Annotated in this window: 18 protein-coding genes; 11 read left to right on the plus strand and 7 right to left on the minus strand. The window is 56.8% G+C overall.

Features of this window, described 5'->3' with window-relative positions:
• Positions 1 to 175: 175 nt before the first annotated feature.
• The 6 genes from flhA (at position 176) to QML71_RS05460 (ending at position 5677) form a co-directional block, all read left to right on the plus strand.
• Positions 176 to 2236, plus strand: a complete 2061-nt coding sequence (gene flhA, locus QML71_RS05435) for a flagellar biosynthesis protein FlhA (RefSeq protein ID WP_371832125.1) — start codon at positions 176 to 178, stop codon at positions 2234 to 2236.
• Positions 2226 to 3329 carry a flagellar biosynthesis GTPase FlhF gene (gene flhF / locus QML71_RS05440; protein ID WP_282010895.1) on the plus strand — a complete coding sequence of 368 codons (1104 nt, stop codon included), beginning with the start codon at positions 2226 to 2228 and terminating at the stop codon, positions 3327 to 3329. Before flhA ends, flhF begins: the two co-directional genes overlap by 11 nt.
• Positions 3330 to 3418: 89 nt before the next feature.
• Entirely contained in the window at positions 3419 to 4243 is an 825-nt protein-coding gene (locus QML71_RS05445; RefSeq protein WP_282010896.1) for a MinD/ParA family protein, read from the plus strand.
• Positions 4240 to 4488 (plus strand): hypothetical protein, encoded by a 249-nt coding sequence (locus tag QML71_RS05450; protein ID WP_282010897.1) that lies wholly within the window; start codon positions 4240 to 4242, stop codon positions 4486 to 4488. The genes QML71_RS05445 and QML71_RS05450 overlap by 4 nt, the downstream gene beginning before the upstream one ends.
• A gap of 13 nt (positions 4489 to 4501) precedes the next feature.
• Positions 4502 to 5263, plus strand: a complete 762-nt coding sequence (locus QML71_RS05455) for a FliA/WhiG family RNA polymerase sigma factor (RefSeq protein WP_282010898.1) — start codon at positions 4502 to 4504, stop codon at positions 5261 to 5263.
• A 48-nt stretch (positions 5264 to 5311) separates the two neighbouring features.
• Positions 5312 to 5677 (plus strand): DoxX family protein, encoded by a 366-nt coding sequence (locus tag QML71_RS05460; RefSeq protein ID WP_282010899.1) that lies wholly within the window; start codon positions 5312 to 5314, stop codon positions 5675 to 5677.
• 31 nt (positions 5678 to 5708) lie between these two features.
• Here QML71_RS05460 and QML71_RS05465 read toward each other — a convergent pair whose 3' ends face one another.
• The 6 genes from QML71_RS05465 to QML71_RS05490 all read right to left on the minus strand — a co-directional run bounded on the left by QML71_RS05465 (position 5709) and on the right by QML71_RS05490 (position 10325).
• Positions 5709 to 6650, minus strand: coding sequence for a lysophospholipid acyltransferase family protein (locus QML71_RS05465; protein ID WP_282010900.1), 942 nt, complete (start codon positions 6648 to 6650; stop codon positions 5709 to 5711).
• A gap of 70 nt (positions 6651 to 6720) precedes the next feature.
• On the minus strand, positions 6721 to 7101 hold the full coding sequence (acpS, locus tag QML71_RS05470) for a holo-ACP synthase (protein ID WP_282010901.1): 381 nt from the start codon (positions 7099 to 7101) through the stop codon (positions 6721 to 6723).
• A gap of 81 nt (positions 7102 to 7182) precedes the next feature.
• Positions 7183 to 7833 (minus strand): L-threonylcarbamoyladenylate synthase, encoded by a 651-nt coding sequence (locus QML71_RS05475; protein ID WP_282010902.1) that lies wholly within the window; start codon positions 7831 to 7833, stop codon positions 7183 to 7185.
• Entirely contained in the window at positions 7811 to 8347 is a 537-nt protein-coding gene (gene purE, locus QML71_RS05480; protein WP_345742317.1) for a 5-(carboxyamino)imidazole ribonucleotide mutase, read from the minus strand. Before purE ends, QML71_RS05475 begins: the two co-directional genes overlap by 23 nt.
• A 124-nt stretch (positions 8348 to 8471) precedes the next feature.
• The gene (locus QML71_RS05485; protein WP_282010903.1) at positions 8472 to 9755 is read right to left on the minus strand and encodes an MFS transporter; all 1284 of its coding nucleotides are present in this window, start codon (positions 9753 to 9755) and stop codon (positions 8472 to 8474) included.
• Positions 9756 to 9860: 105 nt separating this feature from the next.
• On the minus strand, positions 9861 to 10325 hold the full coding sequence (locus QML71_RS05490; RefSeq protein WP_282010904.1) for a tetratricopeptide repeat protein: 465 nt from the start codon (positions 10323 to 10325) through the stop codon (positions 9861 to 9863).
• A 160-nt stretch (positions 10326 to 10485) separates the two neighbouring features.
• Between QML71_RS05490 and QML71_RS05495 the strand changes: the two genes are divergently transcribed.
• Positions 10486 to 11745: a competence/damage-inducible protein A gene (locus tag QML71_RS05495; protein WP_282010905.1), complete on the plus strand. Its 1260-nt coding sequence runs from the start codon at positions 10486 to 10488 to the stop codon at positions 11743 to 11745.
• Positions 11746 to 11805: 60 nt separating this feature from the next.
• Entirely contained in the window at positions 11806 to 11997 is a 192-nt protein-coding gene (locus QML71_RS05500) for a hypothetical protein (protein WP_282010906.1), read from the plus strand.
• Positions 11998 to 12006: 9 nt separating this feature from the next.
• Here QML71_RS05500 and QML71_RS05505 read toward each other — a convergent pair whose 3' ends face one another.
• Positions 12007 to 12657, minus strand: coding sequence for a rhomboid family intramembrane serine protease (locus QML71_RS05505; protein ID WP_282010907.1), 651 nt, complete (start codon positions 12655 to 12657; stop codon positions 12007 to 12009).
• Positions 12658 to 12755: 98 nt separating this feature from the next.
• Between QML71_RS05505 and QML71_RS05510 the strand changes: the two genes are divergently transcribed.
• The 3 genes from QML71_RS05510 (at position 12756) to QML71_RS05520 (ending at position 17721) form a co-directional block, all read left to right on the plus strand.
• Positions 12756 to 15170 (plus strand): SUMF1/EgtB/PvdO family nonheme iron enzyme, encoded by a 2415-nt coding sequence (locus tag QML71_RS05510; protein WP_282010908.1) that lies wholly within the window; start codon positions 12756 to 12758, stop codon positions 15168 to 15170.
• A 340-nt stretch (positions 15171 to 15510) separates the two neighbouring features.
• Entirely contained in the window at positions 15511 to 16848 is a 1338-nt protein-coding gene (locus QML71_RS05515) for a response regulator (RefSeq protein WP_282010909.1), read from the plus strand.
• A 3-nt stretch (positions 16849 to 16851) separates the two neighbouring features.
• Positions 16852 to 17721, plus strand: coding sequence for a motility protein A (locus QML71_RS05520; protein ID WP_282010910.1), 870 nt, complete (start codon positions 16852 to 16854; stop codon positions 17719 to 17721).
• Positions 17722 to 17723 lie beyond the last annotated feature (2 nt).

Below are 17723 nucleotides of genomic sequence, written 5' to 3' on the forward strand. Positions count from 1 at the left end.
TCTAATTGTAATATCACGTTTTGCCCACGGCCGGGCAAACGCCCGGTGACCCGGAAGGCAGGATAACTTATTATGAATAAAGGGTCCCGGGACGTGCCGCTGGCTTTTTCGGCAGCGTCAAAAAATTGAAAGGATGAACGGCTTCATGGCCACTCAAACCCAGGTTCAGTCCATCATGGCATCCCGCCCGCGGGAAATCGGCATCGCCTTAGGCATGATTTCCATCCTGGTGGTCATGGTGATCCCGATTCCCACGTTTATCCTGGACCTGTTGCTGTCGTTCAGCCTCACCTTTTCGCTGGTCATTCTGCTCGTCGCCATTTTCATGATCTCGGCGCTCGACTTTTCCGTGTTTCCGTCCCTGCTGCTGTTGGTCACGCTGGTGCGGCTGTCATTGAATGTGGCCTCGACGCGTATCATCCTGTTGCATGGAGACGAAGGTCCCCATGCGGCGGGGCAGGTGATCGAATCTTTCGGCTCATTCGTCGTCGGCGGCAACTATGTGGTCGGCGCGGTCATCTTCATCATCCTCGTGCTCATCAACTTCATCGTCATCACCAAAGGTTCGGTGCGCACGTCGGAAGTCGCCGCCCGGTTCACGTTGGACGCGATTCCCGGCAAGCAGATGAGCATCGATGCGGATCTCAATGCCGGACTCATCACCGAAGAAGAAGCGCGCACGCGCCGCCGTAATCTCGAACGCGAAGCGGATTTTTACGGAGCGATGGACGGTGCCATCCGTTTTGTGCGCGGTGACGCGGTCGCGGGCATCCTCATCACCCTCATCAATGTCATCGGTGGGTTCGCCATCGGAATTTTCCAGCAGGATATGGATGTGAGCGAAGCAGCGCGGGTTTATACGCTGCTGACCATCGGCGATGGACTGGTCACGCAGCTGCCGGCGCTGGTGGTCTCCACCGCGGCCGGTTTGGTGGTGACGCGGGCCACATCGGAACGCAACCTTCCCGCCGAACTGGTGCAGCAGGTCGTCAAGAATCCGGCGGCCTTCTCCATATCCGGCGCGGTGCTGTTTTTCTTCGGCCTGATTCCCGGCCTGCCGCATTTTCCCTTCTTCTTTCTTGCCGCCTTGGTGGGTTATATCAGTTACCGGCTGCATCAGGAGCGGGCGAAGCAGGAAGCGCTGGAGCGGCAACGGGTTGAAGAAGTACAAAGCGCGCCGGTTCCGGAAAAAGTGGAATCCATTCTGCCGCTGGATGTGATGGAGTTGGAGGTCGGCTATGAGTTGATTCCGCTGGTGGACGCCAACCGCAACGGCGAATTGCTCGACCGCATCAAATCCATTCGCCGTCAGTTTGCTTTGGAGATGGGATTCATCGTGCCGCCGTTGCATATTCGCGACAATCTGCAATTGAAGTCCAGCGATTACGCCATCCTCATCAAAGGCGTGGAAGTGGTGCGCGGGTCGGTGATGATGGGCCGGTTGCTGGCGATGAATCCCGGCAACATCGAAAAGGAAATCGAAGGCGTGCACACCAAGGAGCCGACGTTCGGTTTGCCCGCTGTATGGATTGCGGCGCGGGCCAAGCAGGAAGCGCAGATGGCGGGATACACCGTGGTGGACCCGGCGACGGTCATCACCACGCACATCAAGGAAACCATCAAACGCTATGCTTCGGAATTGCTCGGACGGCAGGAAACGCAGGCGCTCATCGACAAGTTCAAGGAAACCAACCCGAAGGTGATCGAGGAATTGATCCCCAACCTGATGAACCTGGGCAAGGTGCAGAAGGTCATGCAGAATTTGCTGAAAGAACAGATTTCGATCCGCGATCTCCGTACCATTCTGGAGACGCTCGCGGACTACGCGCCCAAGGTGGACGACCCGGACCTGTTGACCGAGTACGTGCGGCAGGCCATGGCACGTCCTATCACCAAACAATATGCGGGCGCCGACGGCAGCCTGGCGGTCATTACGCTGGACCGGAACATCGAGGAAGCCATCCATCAATCGATTCAAAGAACCGAATTGACCTCGTTCCTCGCCCTGGACCCGACGGTGGCTGAACAGATTTTGAGGAAGCTGAAGGAAGCCGCGGAAGCGGCAACGCCGATGGTGGAGACGGCGCCGATTCTTTTGACCTCTCCGGCAATCCGCATGCATGTGCGCCGATTGACGGAGCGATTCATCCCGGATCTGGTGGTTCTGTCTCACAACGAAGTTTCATCGACGGCACAGATCAAAACCTTGAGAGTGGTGACGCTCAATGCGAATTAAAAAAATACTGGCAAACAATTACTCCGAAGCGCTGACTCGTGTGAAGGAAGAGTTGGGCGAGGAAGCTCTGGTGCTGAAGACCCGCTCGATCAAGTTCGGCCAGGAAGGAGGGGGCCAAAGCGCCTCCATGGTGGAGATCACAGCTGCCATGGAGGACGCTTCACACGATGCGGCCGTGGCTACGGTTGTGGAGGAAGTGCCCGGCGTGAGCGCCAGGCATCCCGGTGGCCGGCAACGGTTTTTGGAAGAAGCGGGAAATGATCGCGAACTGCGTTCTCTGATCTACACGCTGTTGTCGCAGACGGACCGGGCACGCTCCATGGGGTTGCAGGGCGATCAACTGGATGCGTACCAGGATCTGGTTGAGCGCGGCATCGATGAACACCTGGCCGCCAGAATTTTTGAATCGCTGAACATGGGTTCGGATGAGCCCACCTCAAATGTAAAACCGATAACTGCGCACGTTGGCGATGCGTTCCATTTTTCCGGACCGATCCAGTTGGACGCCATTGGCCCGAAGATTGTGGCGCTGCTGGGGCCGACCGGTTCCGGCAAAACCACGACGACGGCCAAACTGGCGGCGCGGTTTGCCTTGATTGAAAAAAAGAAAGTCGTTCTGATTTCTCTCGATACGTTCCGGCTGGGGGCGATGGAGCAGTTGCAGATTTATGGAGACCTCATGCGGGTGCCGGTCGAGATGGCCACGGACCGCAACGAGTTTTTGCAAAGTCTCAACCGCCACCGGGACGCGGACCTGATCCTCATTGATACGATGGGACGCAATCCGAGAGATGAACAGTATGCGCAAGAACTCAAAGCCATCTTCGATGCCGCGCCCAATCTGGAAACGCACCTGGTGCAAAGCGCGACGGCGCAGGAAAGCGTGTTCGAACAATCTCTGAAACAATTCAGGCCCCTGGGTGTGGATTGCATTGTTCTGACAAAAACCGACGAAGGCCTGCAATTCGGGCATTTGTACAACATCGCCGCCCGGCACCACATTCCGTTTTCGTATTGCACGAACGGCCAACGCGTGCCGGAGGACATTGAAGTGGCCGGTCGCGACGGGGTAATTCGTTTGATTTTTGGTTGAATTCATCATAAATTGAAAAAGGCTAAACCATGGTTTTTTCAGGTCTAACGGAAAGAGCAGGCCGCCAGGCAAACACCTTGAGGCGCATCATGCAAAACGATTCCAACAAACTTCCCCCCAAAGTTCTCGCCATCAGCAGCGGCAAAGGTGGCGTCGGTAAAACCAATGTGGTCGCCAATGTCGCGTGCGCGTTGTCGCGCAAGGGCAAAAAAGTTTTGATTTTCGACGCCGACATGGGATTGAACAATATCGATATTTTGCTCGGGCTGGCGTCTCCCTATCACATCGGCCACGTGTTTTCCGGTGAGAAAACCATCGAGGATGTGCTGGTGGATGGACCGCGCGGGATCAAGGTGCTCCCGGCCAGCAATGGATGGCAGGATCTGACCCGTTTGGATTCGGACAAAAAACTGTTGTTGATGGAGGAAATGGATCGCATCAGCGGCGATTTCGATTTTCTGCTGTTCGACACCGGAGCGGGCATTTCTTCCAACGTGACGTATTTCTGCAGCGCCGCGCACGACATTGTTTTGATCGCCACCACGGAACCCACGTCGCACACCGATGTGTATGCGCTGATGAAGGTGCTGTTTCAAAATCATCAGCAGAAACGATTCCGCCTGATCGTCAATGCAGTGAAAAATGAACGGGAAGCGCTCGAAGTGTACAAGCGTCTGTCAGCGGTACTGGATCGGTTTCTGGGGGGCGTGGTGCTGGAATACATGGGATTCATCGTCCACGATCCCAACGTTTCGAAAGCCGTGCGTCAGCAGAAGCCTTTTGTGGAGCTCTACCCGCATTCGAAAGTGAGTCAGTGCATCGAAATGTTGACGCAACGGATTCTCAAGGAACGGAATAAAATTCCCACCGATTCGGATCAACCTTTTGTCTGGAGGAGCGTGTTGCAGATATGATGACTCCTTTCCAGGCAAGAAAAGGGGCGTTGGTGTTCGCGGTGTTCGCGTTCACCTTGTTGACGGCGGGAAGCCTGTTTATGGGCGCGCGTCTGTGGGTCGCCATGGTGCGTGGAATAGAAGGGTTCTGCCTGTTCGGAGTGCTGGCTTGGGGAATAGGGGCGTTGTTCGCAACGCGTAATGAGTCCGCGGAGCAGAAAGCTGAAAATAAAAAGAAGGGCCAAAACCTGGATCAAACGGTTTAAACGGTGATCATTCATGGCAGGTAAAACGCAATCTTCAGAAGCAATTCAAATCTCTCCGGAGAACACGGAACAGATCATCATGGAGTATTCACCGATGATCAAGTACGTGGCCAACCGGATTGCGATGCGGCTGCCTTCCCACATTGAAGTGGACGATTTGATCAGCGTCGGTGTGCTGGGTTTGATCGACGCGATCGAGAAATACGATCCCAACCGGGGAGCCAAGTTCAAAACGTACGCGGAATTCCGGGTGCGTGGTTCGATTCTGGATGAGTTGCGGAGCCTGGACTGGGTGCCGCGGTCTATCCGGCAAAAAGCTTCCGAGATGGATGCGCTCACCACGCGGCTGCAGGGCGAGTTCGGACGGCCGCCGGAGGATGAAGAAATTGCGGCGGAGATGGGCGTCAGCATCGAAGATTTTTTTACGGCCATGAACGAAACCCGCAGCGTTCCCATCTTGAGTCTCGAAGATCTGGGCATCAACAAGGAGACCGGGGAACAGCAGAATCTGCTCGATTGTCTCATGGGCGATATGGAAGCCGATCCTCAAACTCAGATCCGGCTCAACGAACTGAAGAAGATCATCGCCGAAGCCATCGATGCCTTGCCGGAAAAAGAACGCCTGATGATCTCGCTTTACTATTATGAAGAATTGACCATGAAGGAAATCGGCGAAGTGTTGAGCATCACCGAATCCCGCGTGTCCCAGATTCATTCCAAGGCGGTCTTTCGGTTACGGACCAAGTTGAAATCCATACTGGCAGACGAGGTGTGACGCATGAAATTCATTCCCAGGATTCCATTTTCGTATCCGGAGATTGGCTTGTTGGTTCTTCGGCTCTCGGTGGGACTGATCTTCACCTACCACGGTTCGATGAAACTGTTCGGCGCGGGCGGGGTGGAAGGGTTTGCCACGGTTCTGGTCGAGCTGGGAGTTAAGTCGCCTTCCATCAACGCATGGATCGTGGCGCTCACGGAATTTCTGGGAGGATTGGCGTTGATGTTCGGCGTGTATGCCCGCTGGGCGGCGCTGCCATTGATTTTCATCATGCTGGTCGCCATCCTCACCGTCACCGGATCGAACGGTTTCAACATCGGCAACAAAGGGTTCGAATACAATTTCATCCTCATCGCGGCACTCAGCGCCATCTTCCTCACGCGCTCGGAAAAATGGCACATCAAGCAATGATGGCCGGGCGACTTTTCTTTATAAATCGAAATCAATAAATAGGCTGGTGCCGCTCTTCGGGAGGGCGTGATTTCCAGCGCCGGTGGAACCACATCCACGCCTCCGGATGGTTACGGATGACGTCTTCCAACACCTTTTCACATTCCTGTGTCCAGCGGAAAATGTCCGCTTCCTTGTCTCCGGTTTTTTCCAGTTTCAACGGCGGTTTGTAAATGATTTTGTACCGTCCCTTGCCGATGGGTTCGCTGAAGATGGGCAGGATGGGCGCGCCGGTGCTGTAGCTCAGGGCCGCGAGGGAACGCGCGGTCGAGGCTTTCTTGCCGAAAAAATCCACATACAGGGCGTCGTCACCGCCGTTCTGATCCATCAGCACCGTGATGCTGCCGCGTTCCTTCAAGGCGCGCACGATGCGGATGAGCGACGTGTCCTTGTGCAGGATGCGGTTGCCCGAAGTCGTCCTCATGTCCATGAAGAATTTTTCGAGGTACGGGTTGTCCAGGCGGCGGGCGACGGCGTAATGCTGGGTGGTGTTCAGAAAACCGTGGTAGAGGCCGAGAATTTCCCAGTTGCCGTAGTGCGCCATCAACACCAGAAAACCGATGTCTCCGCTTTCGCATTGGTCGAGGTATTCCCTGCCTTCGACCTCCATGCCGATCAACTGGTGCACGCGGTGGTTGGTGTCGCGGCTGATCCACACGCATTGCAGGGCGGACAACAGCATCTGCCGCATCGACGCTTTGGTGATACGATTTTTTTCTTCCGGTGTTTTGGTGTCGCCGTAAGCGATGTCGAGATTGATGCGTGCAATGCGGCGTCGTCCGGGAAACAGATGGAACCACGCCGCCGCCAGCATCCCGGAGAGACGGTGCAATGTTTTCGGCGACAGGCTCATGATGACCCCGACGACCGGACGGAACGCGGCGTACTCGATGCGGTAACGGATTCTTCTGGAAAGTGTGTTGCGTGAGCTCAATGTGTGGTTCCCAACTCGGGTTTAAATCAAAAGGCAGGGTCTGTTCCAAACGTAATGCGATGCCGAGCGGTCAACCGGTTTCCGCGACGGCCTGCGCAATGGCGTACACATCGTCGTGCGACATCGATATGTGAATGTCCTTCAGGTTGAGGGATTCACAGATTTCCCGGCATTTGCCGGTGATGTTCAAGGCCGGTTGTCCCGACTCCAGGTTCAGAATTTCGAGGTCCTGCCAGGTGATGCCTGCCGCCATGCCGGTGCCCAGTGATTTTAAAACGGCTTCCTTGGCCGCAAAGCGTGCGGCAAAATGCTTGAACGGCTCCGGACGCGACCGGCAATACTCGATCTCCCGCCGTGTGAACACGCGGTTCTCGAAACGTTCCGCATACTTTTCCAGAGAATTTTGAATTCGGGAAATCTGGATGATGTCCACACCTGTGCCATGAATCATGAGCGACCTGAGTGCAATTGAATCAATTATAGGACAGGATCGTGAAAATGATAAGCCCGTTTTGCCGTTCCACCACCGTTGTCAGCCGAGCGCGATGCCCAGCGCCGATTCCAATTGCTGCCGCGAGACTGCGCCTTCGCGCACCAGCACCGGCGCTGCGGCCGTGGTGTCGAGCACGGTGGACGGTTGCCCTCCCGGTGCGGCTCCGGTGTCGATGATCCAGTCGATGACGTTGCCGATCGATTGGTTGACGTCGTCGGCGGTGACGGGATTGCCGCCTTCACTTTTGTTGGCGCTGGGTGCGGTGAGTGCGTGACCGAGGTCTTCGATCAATTGCCGCGTCCACTTCGAGTCGGGCAGGCGGATGCCGATCTTGCCGCTGCCTGCCGTCAGAAGTTCAGAAACCGTGTCACGTGCCGGAAACAGCAGCGTCAACGGCCCCGGCCAGAACGCATCCATTGCCTTTTGAGCAAGCGGAGAAATGTCCGCCGCCCAGTCATTCAGCCGTTCCCGGGTGTCGATGAGGATCAGGATGGGTTTGTCCGCCGGACGTTCCTTGATGTCGAAAATTTTCTGAACGGCTCCGGCATTGGAAGGATCGACCCCCAGTCCGTAAAACGTATCGGTCGGGAACGCGATCACGCCGCCCTCGCCGATGCATCGTTTGATGGGAGTGATGACGGCTTGCAGTGTTTGCGGATGGTCCGCGTCAACTTGAAGACGATTCGCCATAAGGTGTCTTCAGGTTTTTGCTTTTGCGTTCGACTTCCTTGGCCTGATCCTTTTTGTATTTCAGCAATTGTTTGGCGAGGCCCGCATCGTCCAGAGCCAGAATCTGTACCGCCAGCAGCCCTGCATTTTTGGCGCCCGCTTTGCCGATCGCCATGGTGGCGACGGGAATGCCACCCGGCATCTGCGCCGTGGACAACAACGAGTCGAGGCCCTGCAGGGTGGAGGTGATGGGCACGCCGATCACCGGCAGCGTGCTTTCGGCGGCGATGACTCCCGCCAGATGCGCCGCACCGCCCGCACCGGCGATGAACACGCGGGTACCGCGCTTCTTCGCATTGTTGACGTAGTTGCGTGTGCGCTCGGGAGACCGGTGCGCGGAGGAAACCAGAATTTCATGATGCACGTCGAACTGCCCGAGAACCTTGCTGGCCTCTTCCATCGTCGAAAAATCGGAGTCGCTGCCCATCAGGATACCGACCCGCGGAATGAGTTTTTTCTTTTTTGAATTCGCCACAATGCCATCCCCTTTTAAAATTGAAGCGTGCCGGGTTCGGATTGAACAGGCACGGAAAAATCCGTTTAAGGTCTTGAGGTTATAGCAATTTTCCCAATCCGGATCAAGGGGTTCGAGGAGAGCTTCATTTTGGCTCAATAGGTTCAAAGTCTTCGGCGGGAATGGGTCCGCGCTTGCGCTTGCCGTGTTTGATTTCGGGAATCAGCATCACCGTGGCGAGAATCATCATGGCAAACGAGATGAGGCCGATGTTCACCGGGCCGACCTGGTTGACCATCCAGAACCCCAGCATGGGGCCGATGGTGCCGCGCACCCCGGTGAGGCCGACGTGGACGGACATGTACGCCGCCACTTTTCCTGGCGGCGCGTACTTGGTGACCCACAGGCTCCACGCGATGGCGCCGCCGCCGAACGCCATGCCGATGAACGCGGAGGCGGTGGCGATGAGGTACGGGTCCTTCGTCAGGAAAAACAGGCCAACTCCAATGGCGAACAGCAGGTTCAGAATCATGCGCAGCACGATGAAGTTCATCTTGTCGAACAGCCGCGCCAGAAACGGCGTGGATAGGGCGCGCATGAGATCTGGAATGACGGTGATGATGAGCGCCACGAACAGGGCCGACCCCTCGATGCCGTATTTGCTGGAAGTGATGTAATCCACGCGCAGCGGCAAGGTCCACAGGTTGGCGAACCCCATGATGAACCACGTCAGCAGAACGTAACCGAAGTTGCGGTCCTGAAATACCAGCCTCAGGTTGCCGAGGGGGTTTTTGTGCTCGCCGTTTTCCAGAATGTTGGAGGGCATGGCGTACACGACGCAGGCTTTACCCAGCGCCGCCAGTCCCAGCGTCACCAGAATCCAGCGGTAGTTGTCGAGATCGACGTCCATCAACGCCGATCCGGCAAACCCGGTGACGACGGAAACGAGGACCAGCGCCATCACCGAGCGGGAAAAGAACAGGCCGCGCCGGTCTTCAGGGTAATTGTCGTTGTAAATGGAAGTCAAAAACGGCACCAGGCTGGTCAACGCCATGAAGGCCAGCACCAGGCACACGGTGTAGGTCGCCAGCGAATTGGCAAACGCGGCCGCCAACAGCAACACGCCGCACACGGCGGCGGGCAGGGCGCCCCACACCGATTTGCGGAACCCGGTCTGGGAGGCGTAATGCACCAACAGCAGCGACACCAGCATGCCCATGAACGGGGCCGAACCGATGAGCGCCTTCGACATGTCGCCCGCCTGAAACACGCGGATGGCGATGAACAGGCCGAAGGTTTGCGTGCCCGCGGTGAGGATGCCCCGGAACACGCCGCGCATGAGATCCAGACGGAAGGTCTTGCGGGTGCGGGTTTCCGCATCGAGCCGGGTGCTGGTGTCTTCAGACCAGAGAGTACGAAATCCGAACAAAGTCACTCCTTGCGATGCCGTTCCGATGGAATGCATTGCGTTGTTGAAACAGGGGGCGGGCAGGTGTAGAGACCGGTTGCCTGAAAAATTAAAATACGTTCCGGATCAATTCAACTTGCCGCGGCAGAGACCGATGTAGTGGCGGTTGTCCTGGGCGTAGGGTTGGATCTCCAACGCTTTTTCGAAGCTGAAGATGGCTTCGTTGAGGCGCCTCAGGTGAAACAGGCACATGCCCATGCCGTTCCAGGCGCCAAAGTGGTGTGGAGCTTTTTCCAGAACGATCATGCATTCGCCGATCGCTTCTTCATAATGACCGTCCAGGTACAGCACGGTGGCGAGCTTGTTGTGGGCTTCGGTGAATTCCGGATACTCGTCAGTCAGGTTTAGAAAAACATTGCCGGCCCGCTTCAGGTCGTTGGCATCCATGAAGCGGATGCCCTCGTACAGCTTGCGTTCCGCCGCTTCGCCACACTCCTGGTACCATCGAACCCATAAGGCCTGCGTCGCCTGTTTGCGCACCTTGGGATCGATTTTTTTCAAGTCGCTCAATAATCGTTCGAGGTCGTTCATTAAATCCGTTTGCAGGAGACCGCGCTGCTGCCTGCCGTTGTGTTTCGTACCCGAATATGATCCAATCAAGCCTAATTGATCGCCCCGGTCAAACACAAGAGGGATTTCACCAAAAATTAGGGGAAGGCCCGAGGCCCTCCCGGTGTTTTCACTTCGCCTCATGGAAACAGACAAAAACATACCTCAGGTTGAAATCGTCGCCGTCGGCAATGAGTTGCTGAACGGCCTCGTTACGGACACCAACTCGACGTTCCTCTCCGCACAAATGCGCGCCCACGGTTTACAGGTCGCGCGTGTCTCCGTGGTGCAGGACGATGCGGTGGCGATCCGGTCCGCGCTGGACCAGGCCCTGAGCCGCGTCGATCTGGTGATCGTTACCGGTGGGCTGGGCGCCACCCATGACGACATCACCAAGCAAGTGCTGGCCGACTACTTCGGTACGCCGCTGGTGCGCGACCCGAAGGCGGAAGCCATGATCCGCACATTTTTTGAAAAGCGGCAAAAGCCGGTGCCGGAGGCCGCCCTGCGTCAAGCCGAAGTGCCGCAGGCAGGCCGGACCCTGTACAACGATCAGGGGACAGCGCCCGGGATGATGTTCCAGCGGGACCAGCAACGCGTGTACGTGTTGCCCGGCGTGCCGCGTGAAATGGAACACCTGACGCGGCAGTACATCCTGCCCGATGTCGCCACCGTCGGGAATTTATGTTTGCAGCAACGCATGTTGTTGACCACCGGGGTGGTGGAGTCGGCGCTCTGGGAACAGTTCGGACCGTTGGATGCGCTGGAGAGTCTGGTCAAGGTGGCGTCGCTGCCTTCCCACCTCGGCGTTCGCATTCACCTCACCGCTCAGGGAAAAGATGAAAACGAAACGACAGCAAAACTCGATCAGGCCGAGCAACTGCTGCGCGATGTGCTTGCGGATTATATTTACGGCCGCGATGAAGAAACGCTGGAAAGTGTGGTCGGGAAAAAACTGGTTGAGCGGGGCGAAACCGTGGCCGTTGCGGAATCTTGCACCGGTGGCCTGATCGGTCATCGTCTGACAAACGTGCCTGGCAGTTCGCGGTATTTTCTGCAGGGATGGATGACGTACAGCAATGAAGCAAAAATTAAAAACCTCGGCGTGGATGCAAGATTGATCGAGCAACACGGCGCGGTCAGTGAAGAGGTGGCGCGCCAAATGGCAGATGGGGCCTGCCAAAGAGCGCATACGGACTGGGCCGTGTCGGTGACGGGCATCGCCGGTCCGGACGGCGGCACGGTGCCCAAACCGGTGGGATTGACCTACATCGCGGTTGCCGGAAAAGTGCCTACCGTGTGTCAGAAATTCGTGTTTCCGCAGGACCGAGTGCGCAACAAAGAACGTGCGGCTCAAGCTGCTTTGAACCTTCTCCGACAGCACCTGATCGGGTTAAAATAAGTATTGAGATCGGTATCAGTGGGAGCAGTTCAACAGTGTTCTGTGTGAAGGAAGGGGAACGTGACTTTTATTCAATGCCACCAGTGTCAAAAACAGTTCGAAGACGGTTTTCAAATTTGTCCTTATTGTGGTGCGCCCTATGGAGCCAGCGGCGCGCACTATCCACGCGTGCCCAACTGGATGTTCGGAGCCATCCTGGTTTTGTTCGCGGTCCTCGCTTCAATCATGTTCTATTCGTTGATGACGTTCTAGCGAATCGATTCAGCCGGTGCGGGCGCTCAGGCGAAACGGGTGGATGAGCACCGCGCCGACAATGAACCCGCCGATGTGTGCCAGCCACGCCACGCCGCCGCTGTCCGGTCCGGTTGCCATGTTGTTCAGGACCTGCAGCCCGACCCACACCAGCAGTAAAAAAATCGCCGGGATGCGGACGATGGTGATGAAGAATCCCAAAAACACCAGCGTCTTCACACGCGCGAAGGGAAACAGCATGAGGTAGGCGCCCAGCACGCCCGAGATGGCGCCGCTGGCGCCGACCATGGGGATCTGCGAATTCAGGTCGGCGGCAACATGCGATCCCGCCGCCAACGCGCCGCAGGTCAGGTAGAACAGGATGAAGCGCAGCTTGCCCAGTTGATCCTCAATGTTGTTGCCGAAAATCCACAGGTAGAGCATATTCCCCAACAGGTGTCCCCACCCGGCGTGCATGAACATGGAAGAAAATACGTTGGGATAATTTTGCAGGGGCTGGTGCGTCAACTGGTAGGGGACCAGTCCGTATTCGGTGATGAATTCCGTTCCCTGCTGCGCCAGGGACAACTCCCAGAAAAAAACCAGGATGTTGGCCGCAACCAGCCCGATGGTGAACAGGGGAAAGGTGCGGGTTGGATTTTCGTCATGAAGTGGAATCATCGTGGTTTGAAGCCGCCGACGGGGCTCGTGTATGATAAGCTTTCAGGAACGATGCAAATTCAACGAGAAGGTCTGACCGATTATATGGGAAAACCGGTTTGAGTGAAAGCGAAGACACACCGATACTGCGCCCCGAAGGCGAAGCGCCGAAAGCCATCCCGCGTCTCGAGGAATCGCCCGAATGGGTGATCGAGGTGTACCGGAAACAGATGCGTCTTCAGGTCGGTGAAGAATTGGATCACCTGCTGGGTGAAGGCCGCGAAGCCGAGCGCTTCATCGAACCGGTATTGCTCGACATCAACCCGGTGCGGCACCGGCAGAGCCTTCATGAACAGGTGTTCCCGACACCGCGCGAAATCACCGAAAATTTACTGGATGTCTCGCCCACCAAGGTGTTCCTCGAAGCACCCTCCGGCATGGGCAAGACCACGTTTCTGAAAGTGTACCAGGAACGCATGCTGAAAGCGGAAACGCCGGAGGAGTATCCGATGCCGGTGGTGTGCGATTTGGCGCGTTTGCCGGATGGCACGGGCTTTCAATCGTTTTACCCGATGTTCTACCGCGACGTGATGGACGTGGTGCTGCGCGAGCAGGCAGAGCAGGAAGACCTCGTCATCAACGAAGAACTGCTGGGCCGCACGGTGGAGCGGCTGGTGTGGACCGGACAGATTCTGTTTCTGCTCGACGGGTTCGAGCGGATGTTGCCGGAAGACCGTTTTCGGTTTTACATGGATGTCATCGTCGATGGCGATGCGCTGAAGGATAATTTTATCCTCATCGCCACGCGACCGGTGGGGTTCGGTCCGCTTGCGACGACATCCCTCGTGCGCCGCGGGCTGGACGCCAGTTTCCGCGTCAGCATTCAGCCGGTGAACGAAAAGCAGCGCAAAGTTTTCCTGCCGGAATCCGTCTGGAAAAAAACGCTCAGCCATCTGCCTTTGTACTTCCCCGAAACCTTGCAGGTGCCCTACCTGCTGCACATGGTGAAGGAGGTGGCGACGGACGAAGACGACCGCCCCCGCAACCGGTCCCAGGTGTACGGGCGTTGGATCGTGCAGCATCTCAAAAGCGAATTTCCGAAAAAGGGCGAGGCATGGATTGAAGACGTGTGCCGTCAACTGGAGCAGGTGTCTTACCGGTTGATCAAGGAAGGCCACAATCAGCGGCAGGAAATGGTGGATACGGGATTCGACAAGGCACGGCTCACCGACTGCGCACCTGCCCGCAATGTGATGGTGGAAGATGGCGACATCCTGCCCGGTTTGCGTGGGCTGCTGGCGTGGAATGCCAAACGCTGGGAGTTTCGCCATCCTTCCTTGCAGGAATATTTTTCCGGGCGCAAGCTGGCCCAGTTGCCGGACTGGCGCGACCTGGTGCGGGAGCGTTGCCGCGACCCGAAGTGGCACGACGTGTTCCAGTTTTTCGGCGGCGAGTTGACGCAAGACACCGACGAGTTGATCGACCTGCTCATCGAACATGGCGCGGTGTTTCTGGCCGGGCAGGTGCTTCCGGAAATCCGGGACCTGTCCGAGTCCCGCCAGTTGCTGGTGGGCCAGCTTTTGAAATACCAGTGCCGGGAAACGTACCCGCAGTTCGCGAAGAACCGCGTCGTCCGCGTCGAGCAGGTGGTGGAGCGATGCGGCGCGGCGTACCTGGAGCCGATGCTGAAGCACCTGCTGCAACGTGAACGGCGCGACTCGCGCATCCTGTTCGGTGTGCTGGAGTTGGTGTGCGCGTTGCACGGCATCAAATTGAACGAGGTGGTCGATTCGCAGGAATGGACGCCGGTGTTCGCCCTGCCGGAGCTGCAGGAGTTTTTTGGCGAAGTTGCCGATCCCGAAATGGTGAATGCGGGCGTGCTGAAGAAGTGGGGAGAGCGGGTGACGGTGCCTGCCGGACCGTTTATTTACCAGGATGAGCGCGATGAGGAAGACCGTGTGGACATGCGCGAGTACGCCATCCTGAAATACCCCGTCACCAATGCCCTGTTCAAACAGTACGACCCGAATTTTGTGGCGCGCTTCCCCAAATATTCCAAAGACGATGACCAGCCGGTGATCGGTATCAACTATTATGAGGCGACGGTGTTCGCCCTGTGGCTGGGCATGCGGTTGCCTTCGGAAAAGGAATGGGAGAAGGCGGCACGCGGTCCCAACGGTCTCGATTATCCCTGGGGTGAAGCGCAGGGCTATCAGGAAGGGTTCTGCAATACCGCCGACTTCGTGATCGGCCACACCACGCCGGTGACCCAGTACGAAGAAGGCAGTTCGCCGTATGGTTGCCATGACATGGCCGGCAACGTCTGGGAATGGTGCGTCCAGTACCATTCCTCCAGGTTCACCACCCAGAAAATCGTGCGCGGCGGTTCCTGGCTCAATTACATGGTCCAGGCCAAATGCGCCTTTCGCAATTCCTTCGACCCGGCGGACATCTATCCCGCCGTGGGATTCCGTTGCGCCTCGCTTCCCTACAGCGAGATCGACGACGAGGACGACGAAGACGAAGAGGACTGAAGGCTCCCCGCCCCCAGTCCTTTCCCCGGTCCCTTCCCCAACCCGCCAATTCAACCCGCCAGGCGTTCCCCCCGACTGGTCTTAATTCGGATATGCGATATTATGCGCAACCTGTTATAAAACCGCCCTTTTCGGTTGCCTCGCGGGATTAATCCTTATTTTTCAAGCCTTGATCTTTAAAGAAAAGGACTTTGCCGCCGTTAGGGGGAGAGGAAACCCGTATTGGGACCCAAAGCCTGTCGTGCATTTCGGTATCAGCATGCCGACAGGGCGGCGGACCGCGCGCGGGAACCCTTGCTCTAAACATTCTTTTTATTGTTGTCCAATCATGAATGCGGATTTGACTCGAAAGTTATTGGTGATCGATGACGATGCCACCGTGTCGGCGCTGGTCGAAATCTATTTGAAGGAAGCCGTGGCGCAGGCCCAGATTCAGATTCAAAAGGCCTACTCCGGTGAAGAGGGGATGCAGAAGGCGCTGGCGTGGAAACCGGACCTCATTTTCTGCGATCTGCGCATGCCGGGGCCGGATGGATTCGAGGTCATTCGCCGCATCCGGCAATACGGTTTGCATGCGGTCATGATCCTGATGTCGGGGTGTGCCGAGCATGAAATCCTGGACCTCACCCAGGGGGCGCAGAAAGTCGGGGCCGAGGCGTTCCTGCCCAAGCCATTGAAGGCGCATGAGGTTCATTTTTTCGTGAATTACGTGTTGCGCATGATCACTGCCAACCGCCAACTTCAATTGAAAAATCACACGCTGGAACAGAATGTCCTCGATGCCGGTGCCTATCAAAAGAAGGTCGTGGCGCTGGGGCAGCAGTTGCAGTCCGAGAAAAAACGTCTCGAAGCGGAATTGAATGAGGTCACGAAACAGAACCTGCAACTGCAGGACAAGAATGAACAGGCCCTGGCGTTGAATGACGATCTGGTGCGTACCTTCCGCGCAACGGTCAACATGCTGACCAACATCATTGAGTTGCACCAGGCCAGCCATCGCGGCCATCCGGAACGGGTGGAGAAGATGTCCGGGTTTGTCGCGGAGAAACTGCAATTGCCGGCGGCGCAGGTCGAACACATCCGCACCGCCGCACGCCTGCACGAACTGGGCATCGTCACCCAGCCGCCCAACGGCAACGGTCACGCCAAAGAGAAGGGCGATGCGGACAAGCCCCGCATCCATCACACGCACCTGGCAGAGATGCTGCTGCGTCAGTTTCCGGGATTCGATCCGACCGCCGACATCGTGCGTCACCTGTACGAGAACGTGGATGGAACGGGCATTCCCGAAGGCCTGTCGGGCGAGATGATCCCTATAGGATCTCGGATTGTTTCCGCCGCCAGTTTTTACGATCACGCACGGGTGAACCGGCCGGGTGAAACACCGAAATCCGTCATGAAATTGCTGGAAAACGAGAAGGGGACCCGTTACGATGAAGACATCGTTTCGTTGCTGGGCGAGTTCGTCCACTCTTCCCATTTCAAGGATATAGACACCATCGAGTGCACCGTATTTACGCTTCAGGAAGGCATGCAGTTGCTCTCCGACATGTATTCCCGGTCTGGAACCAACGTGTTGCGTAAAGGCACTGTGCTGAATAAAAGCACCCTGAGCAACGTGCTTCGGTTCAACAACCTCGATCCCATTTCTGGCACCATCAAAGTGAAAAAAGTTTAAGTCATGGATATCGCCACTTTACTTGGAATTTTCATCGGCATCGGGCTGATCCTTGCTTCCATATTGCAGAACAGTGGATTGGATCTGTTCGTCAGTGCGCCTTCCGTCATGATCGTTCTGGGCGGCACCTTCGCCGCGACGCTGGTGGCCTACCCGGTCAACGAGTTGTTCCGCATGCTGGGTCACTTCATCAAAGTGTTCATCACCCGCAAGTCGGACCTGTATGAATTGATGGATACGATGGTGTCGATTTGCAGCATTGCCCGCAAGGGAGGCGTCCTGGCGATCGAATCGAAGCTGCCCATGGTGGACAACGATTTTCTCAAAAAGGGCCTGCGCCTCACCGTGGACGGCAAGGACGAAAATACTGTGGTCACGTTGATGAAGCGGGAGATCAAGCAGATCCAGCAATCGCACAAAGACGGCTGGGAAATCCTGAACGACATGGGCAAGTTTGCCCCGGCCTTCGGCATGGTGGGCACCCTGATCGGTCTCATTCAGATGCTGGCGTCCCTGGAAGATGTCAGCACCGTTGGCCCGCGCATGGCCGTTGCCCTGATCACGACCTTTTATGGCGCGTTGCTGGCCAACCTGGTTTTTCTGCCGATGGCCGTCAAACTCAAGCGCCGCAGTGCCGCCGAAACACTGGAGATGAATCTGGTTCTGGAAGGCATCACTTACATCCGCCGGGGCGTCAATCCCCGGTTCATGAAAGAGACGCTGGAAAATTACATCGACAACGCGGCCGGTAAGAATATCAAAAAAGAAATAGAAGACGAAAAGCCCAAAGGCACTGCCAAGAAAGCAGCGGGCGCCCGCCCGGCGCGTCCCCCCGGCCAACCCCCGGGCGCGGCTCCCAAACCCGCCAAGTAAGG

Source organism: Nitrospina watsonii (assembly GCF_946900835.1).
Taxonomy (GTDB): domain Bacteria; phylum Nitrospinota; class Nitrospinia; order Nitrospinales; family Nitrospinaceae; genus Nitrospina; species Nitrospina watsonii.

Coding starts and splice junctions, on each gene's coding strand:
- QML71_RS05450 (WP_282010897.1), top strand. CDS start 4,240: ATGATGACTCCTTTCCAGGCAAGAAAAGGGGCGTTGGTGTTCGCGGTG.
- flhF (WP_282010895.1), top strand. CDS start 2,226: ATGCGAATTAAAAAAATACTGGCAAACAATTACTCCGAAGCGCTGACT.
- QML71_RS05475 (WP_282010902.1), bottom strand. CDS start 7,833: ATGGCGAATCGTCTTCAAGTTGACGCGGACCATCCGCAAACACTGCAA.
- acpS (WP_282010901.1), bottom strand. CDS start 7,101: ATGATTCATGGCACAGGTGTGGACATCATCCAGATTTCCCGAATTCAA.
- QML71_RS05445 (WP_282010896.1), top strand. CDS start 3,419: ATGCAAAACGATTCCAACAAACTTCCCCCCAAAGTTCTCGCCATCAGC.
- QML71_RS05490 (WP_282010904.1), bottom strand. CDS start 10,325: ATGAACGACCTCGAACGATTATTGAGCGACTTGAAAAAAATCGATCCC.
- QML71_RS05505 (WP_282010907.1), bottom strand. CDS start 12,657: ATGATTCCACTTCATGACGAAAATCCAACCCGCACCTTTCCCCTGTTC.
- QML71_RS05455 (WP_282010898.1), top strand. CDS start 4,502: ATGGCAGGTAAAACGCAATCTTCAGAAGCAATTCAAATCTCTCCGGAG.
- flhA (WP_371832125.1), top strand. CDS start 176: ATGGCATCCCGCCCGCGGGAAATCGGCATCGCCTTAGGCATGATTTCC.
- QML71_RS05495 (WP_282010905.1), top strand. CDS start 10,486: ATGGAAACAGACAAAAACATACCTCAGGTTGAAATCGTCGCCGTCGGC.
- QML71_RS05520 (WP_282010910.1), top strand. CDS start 16,852: ATGGATATCGCCACTTTACTTGGAATTTTCATCGGCATCGGGCTGATC.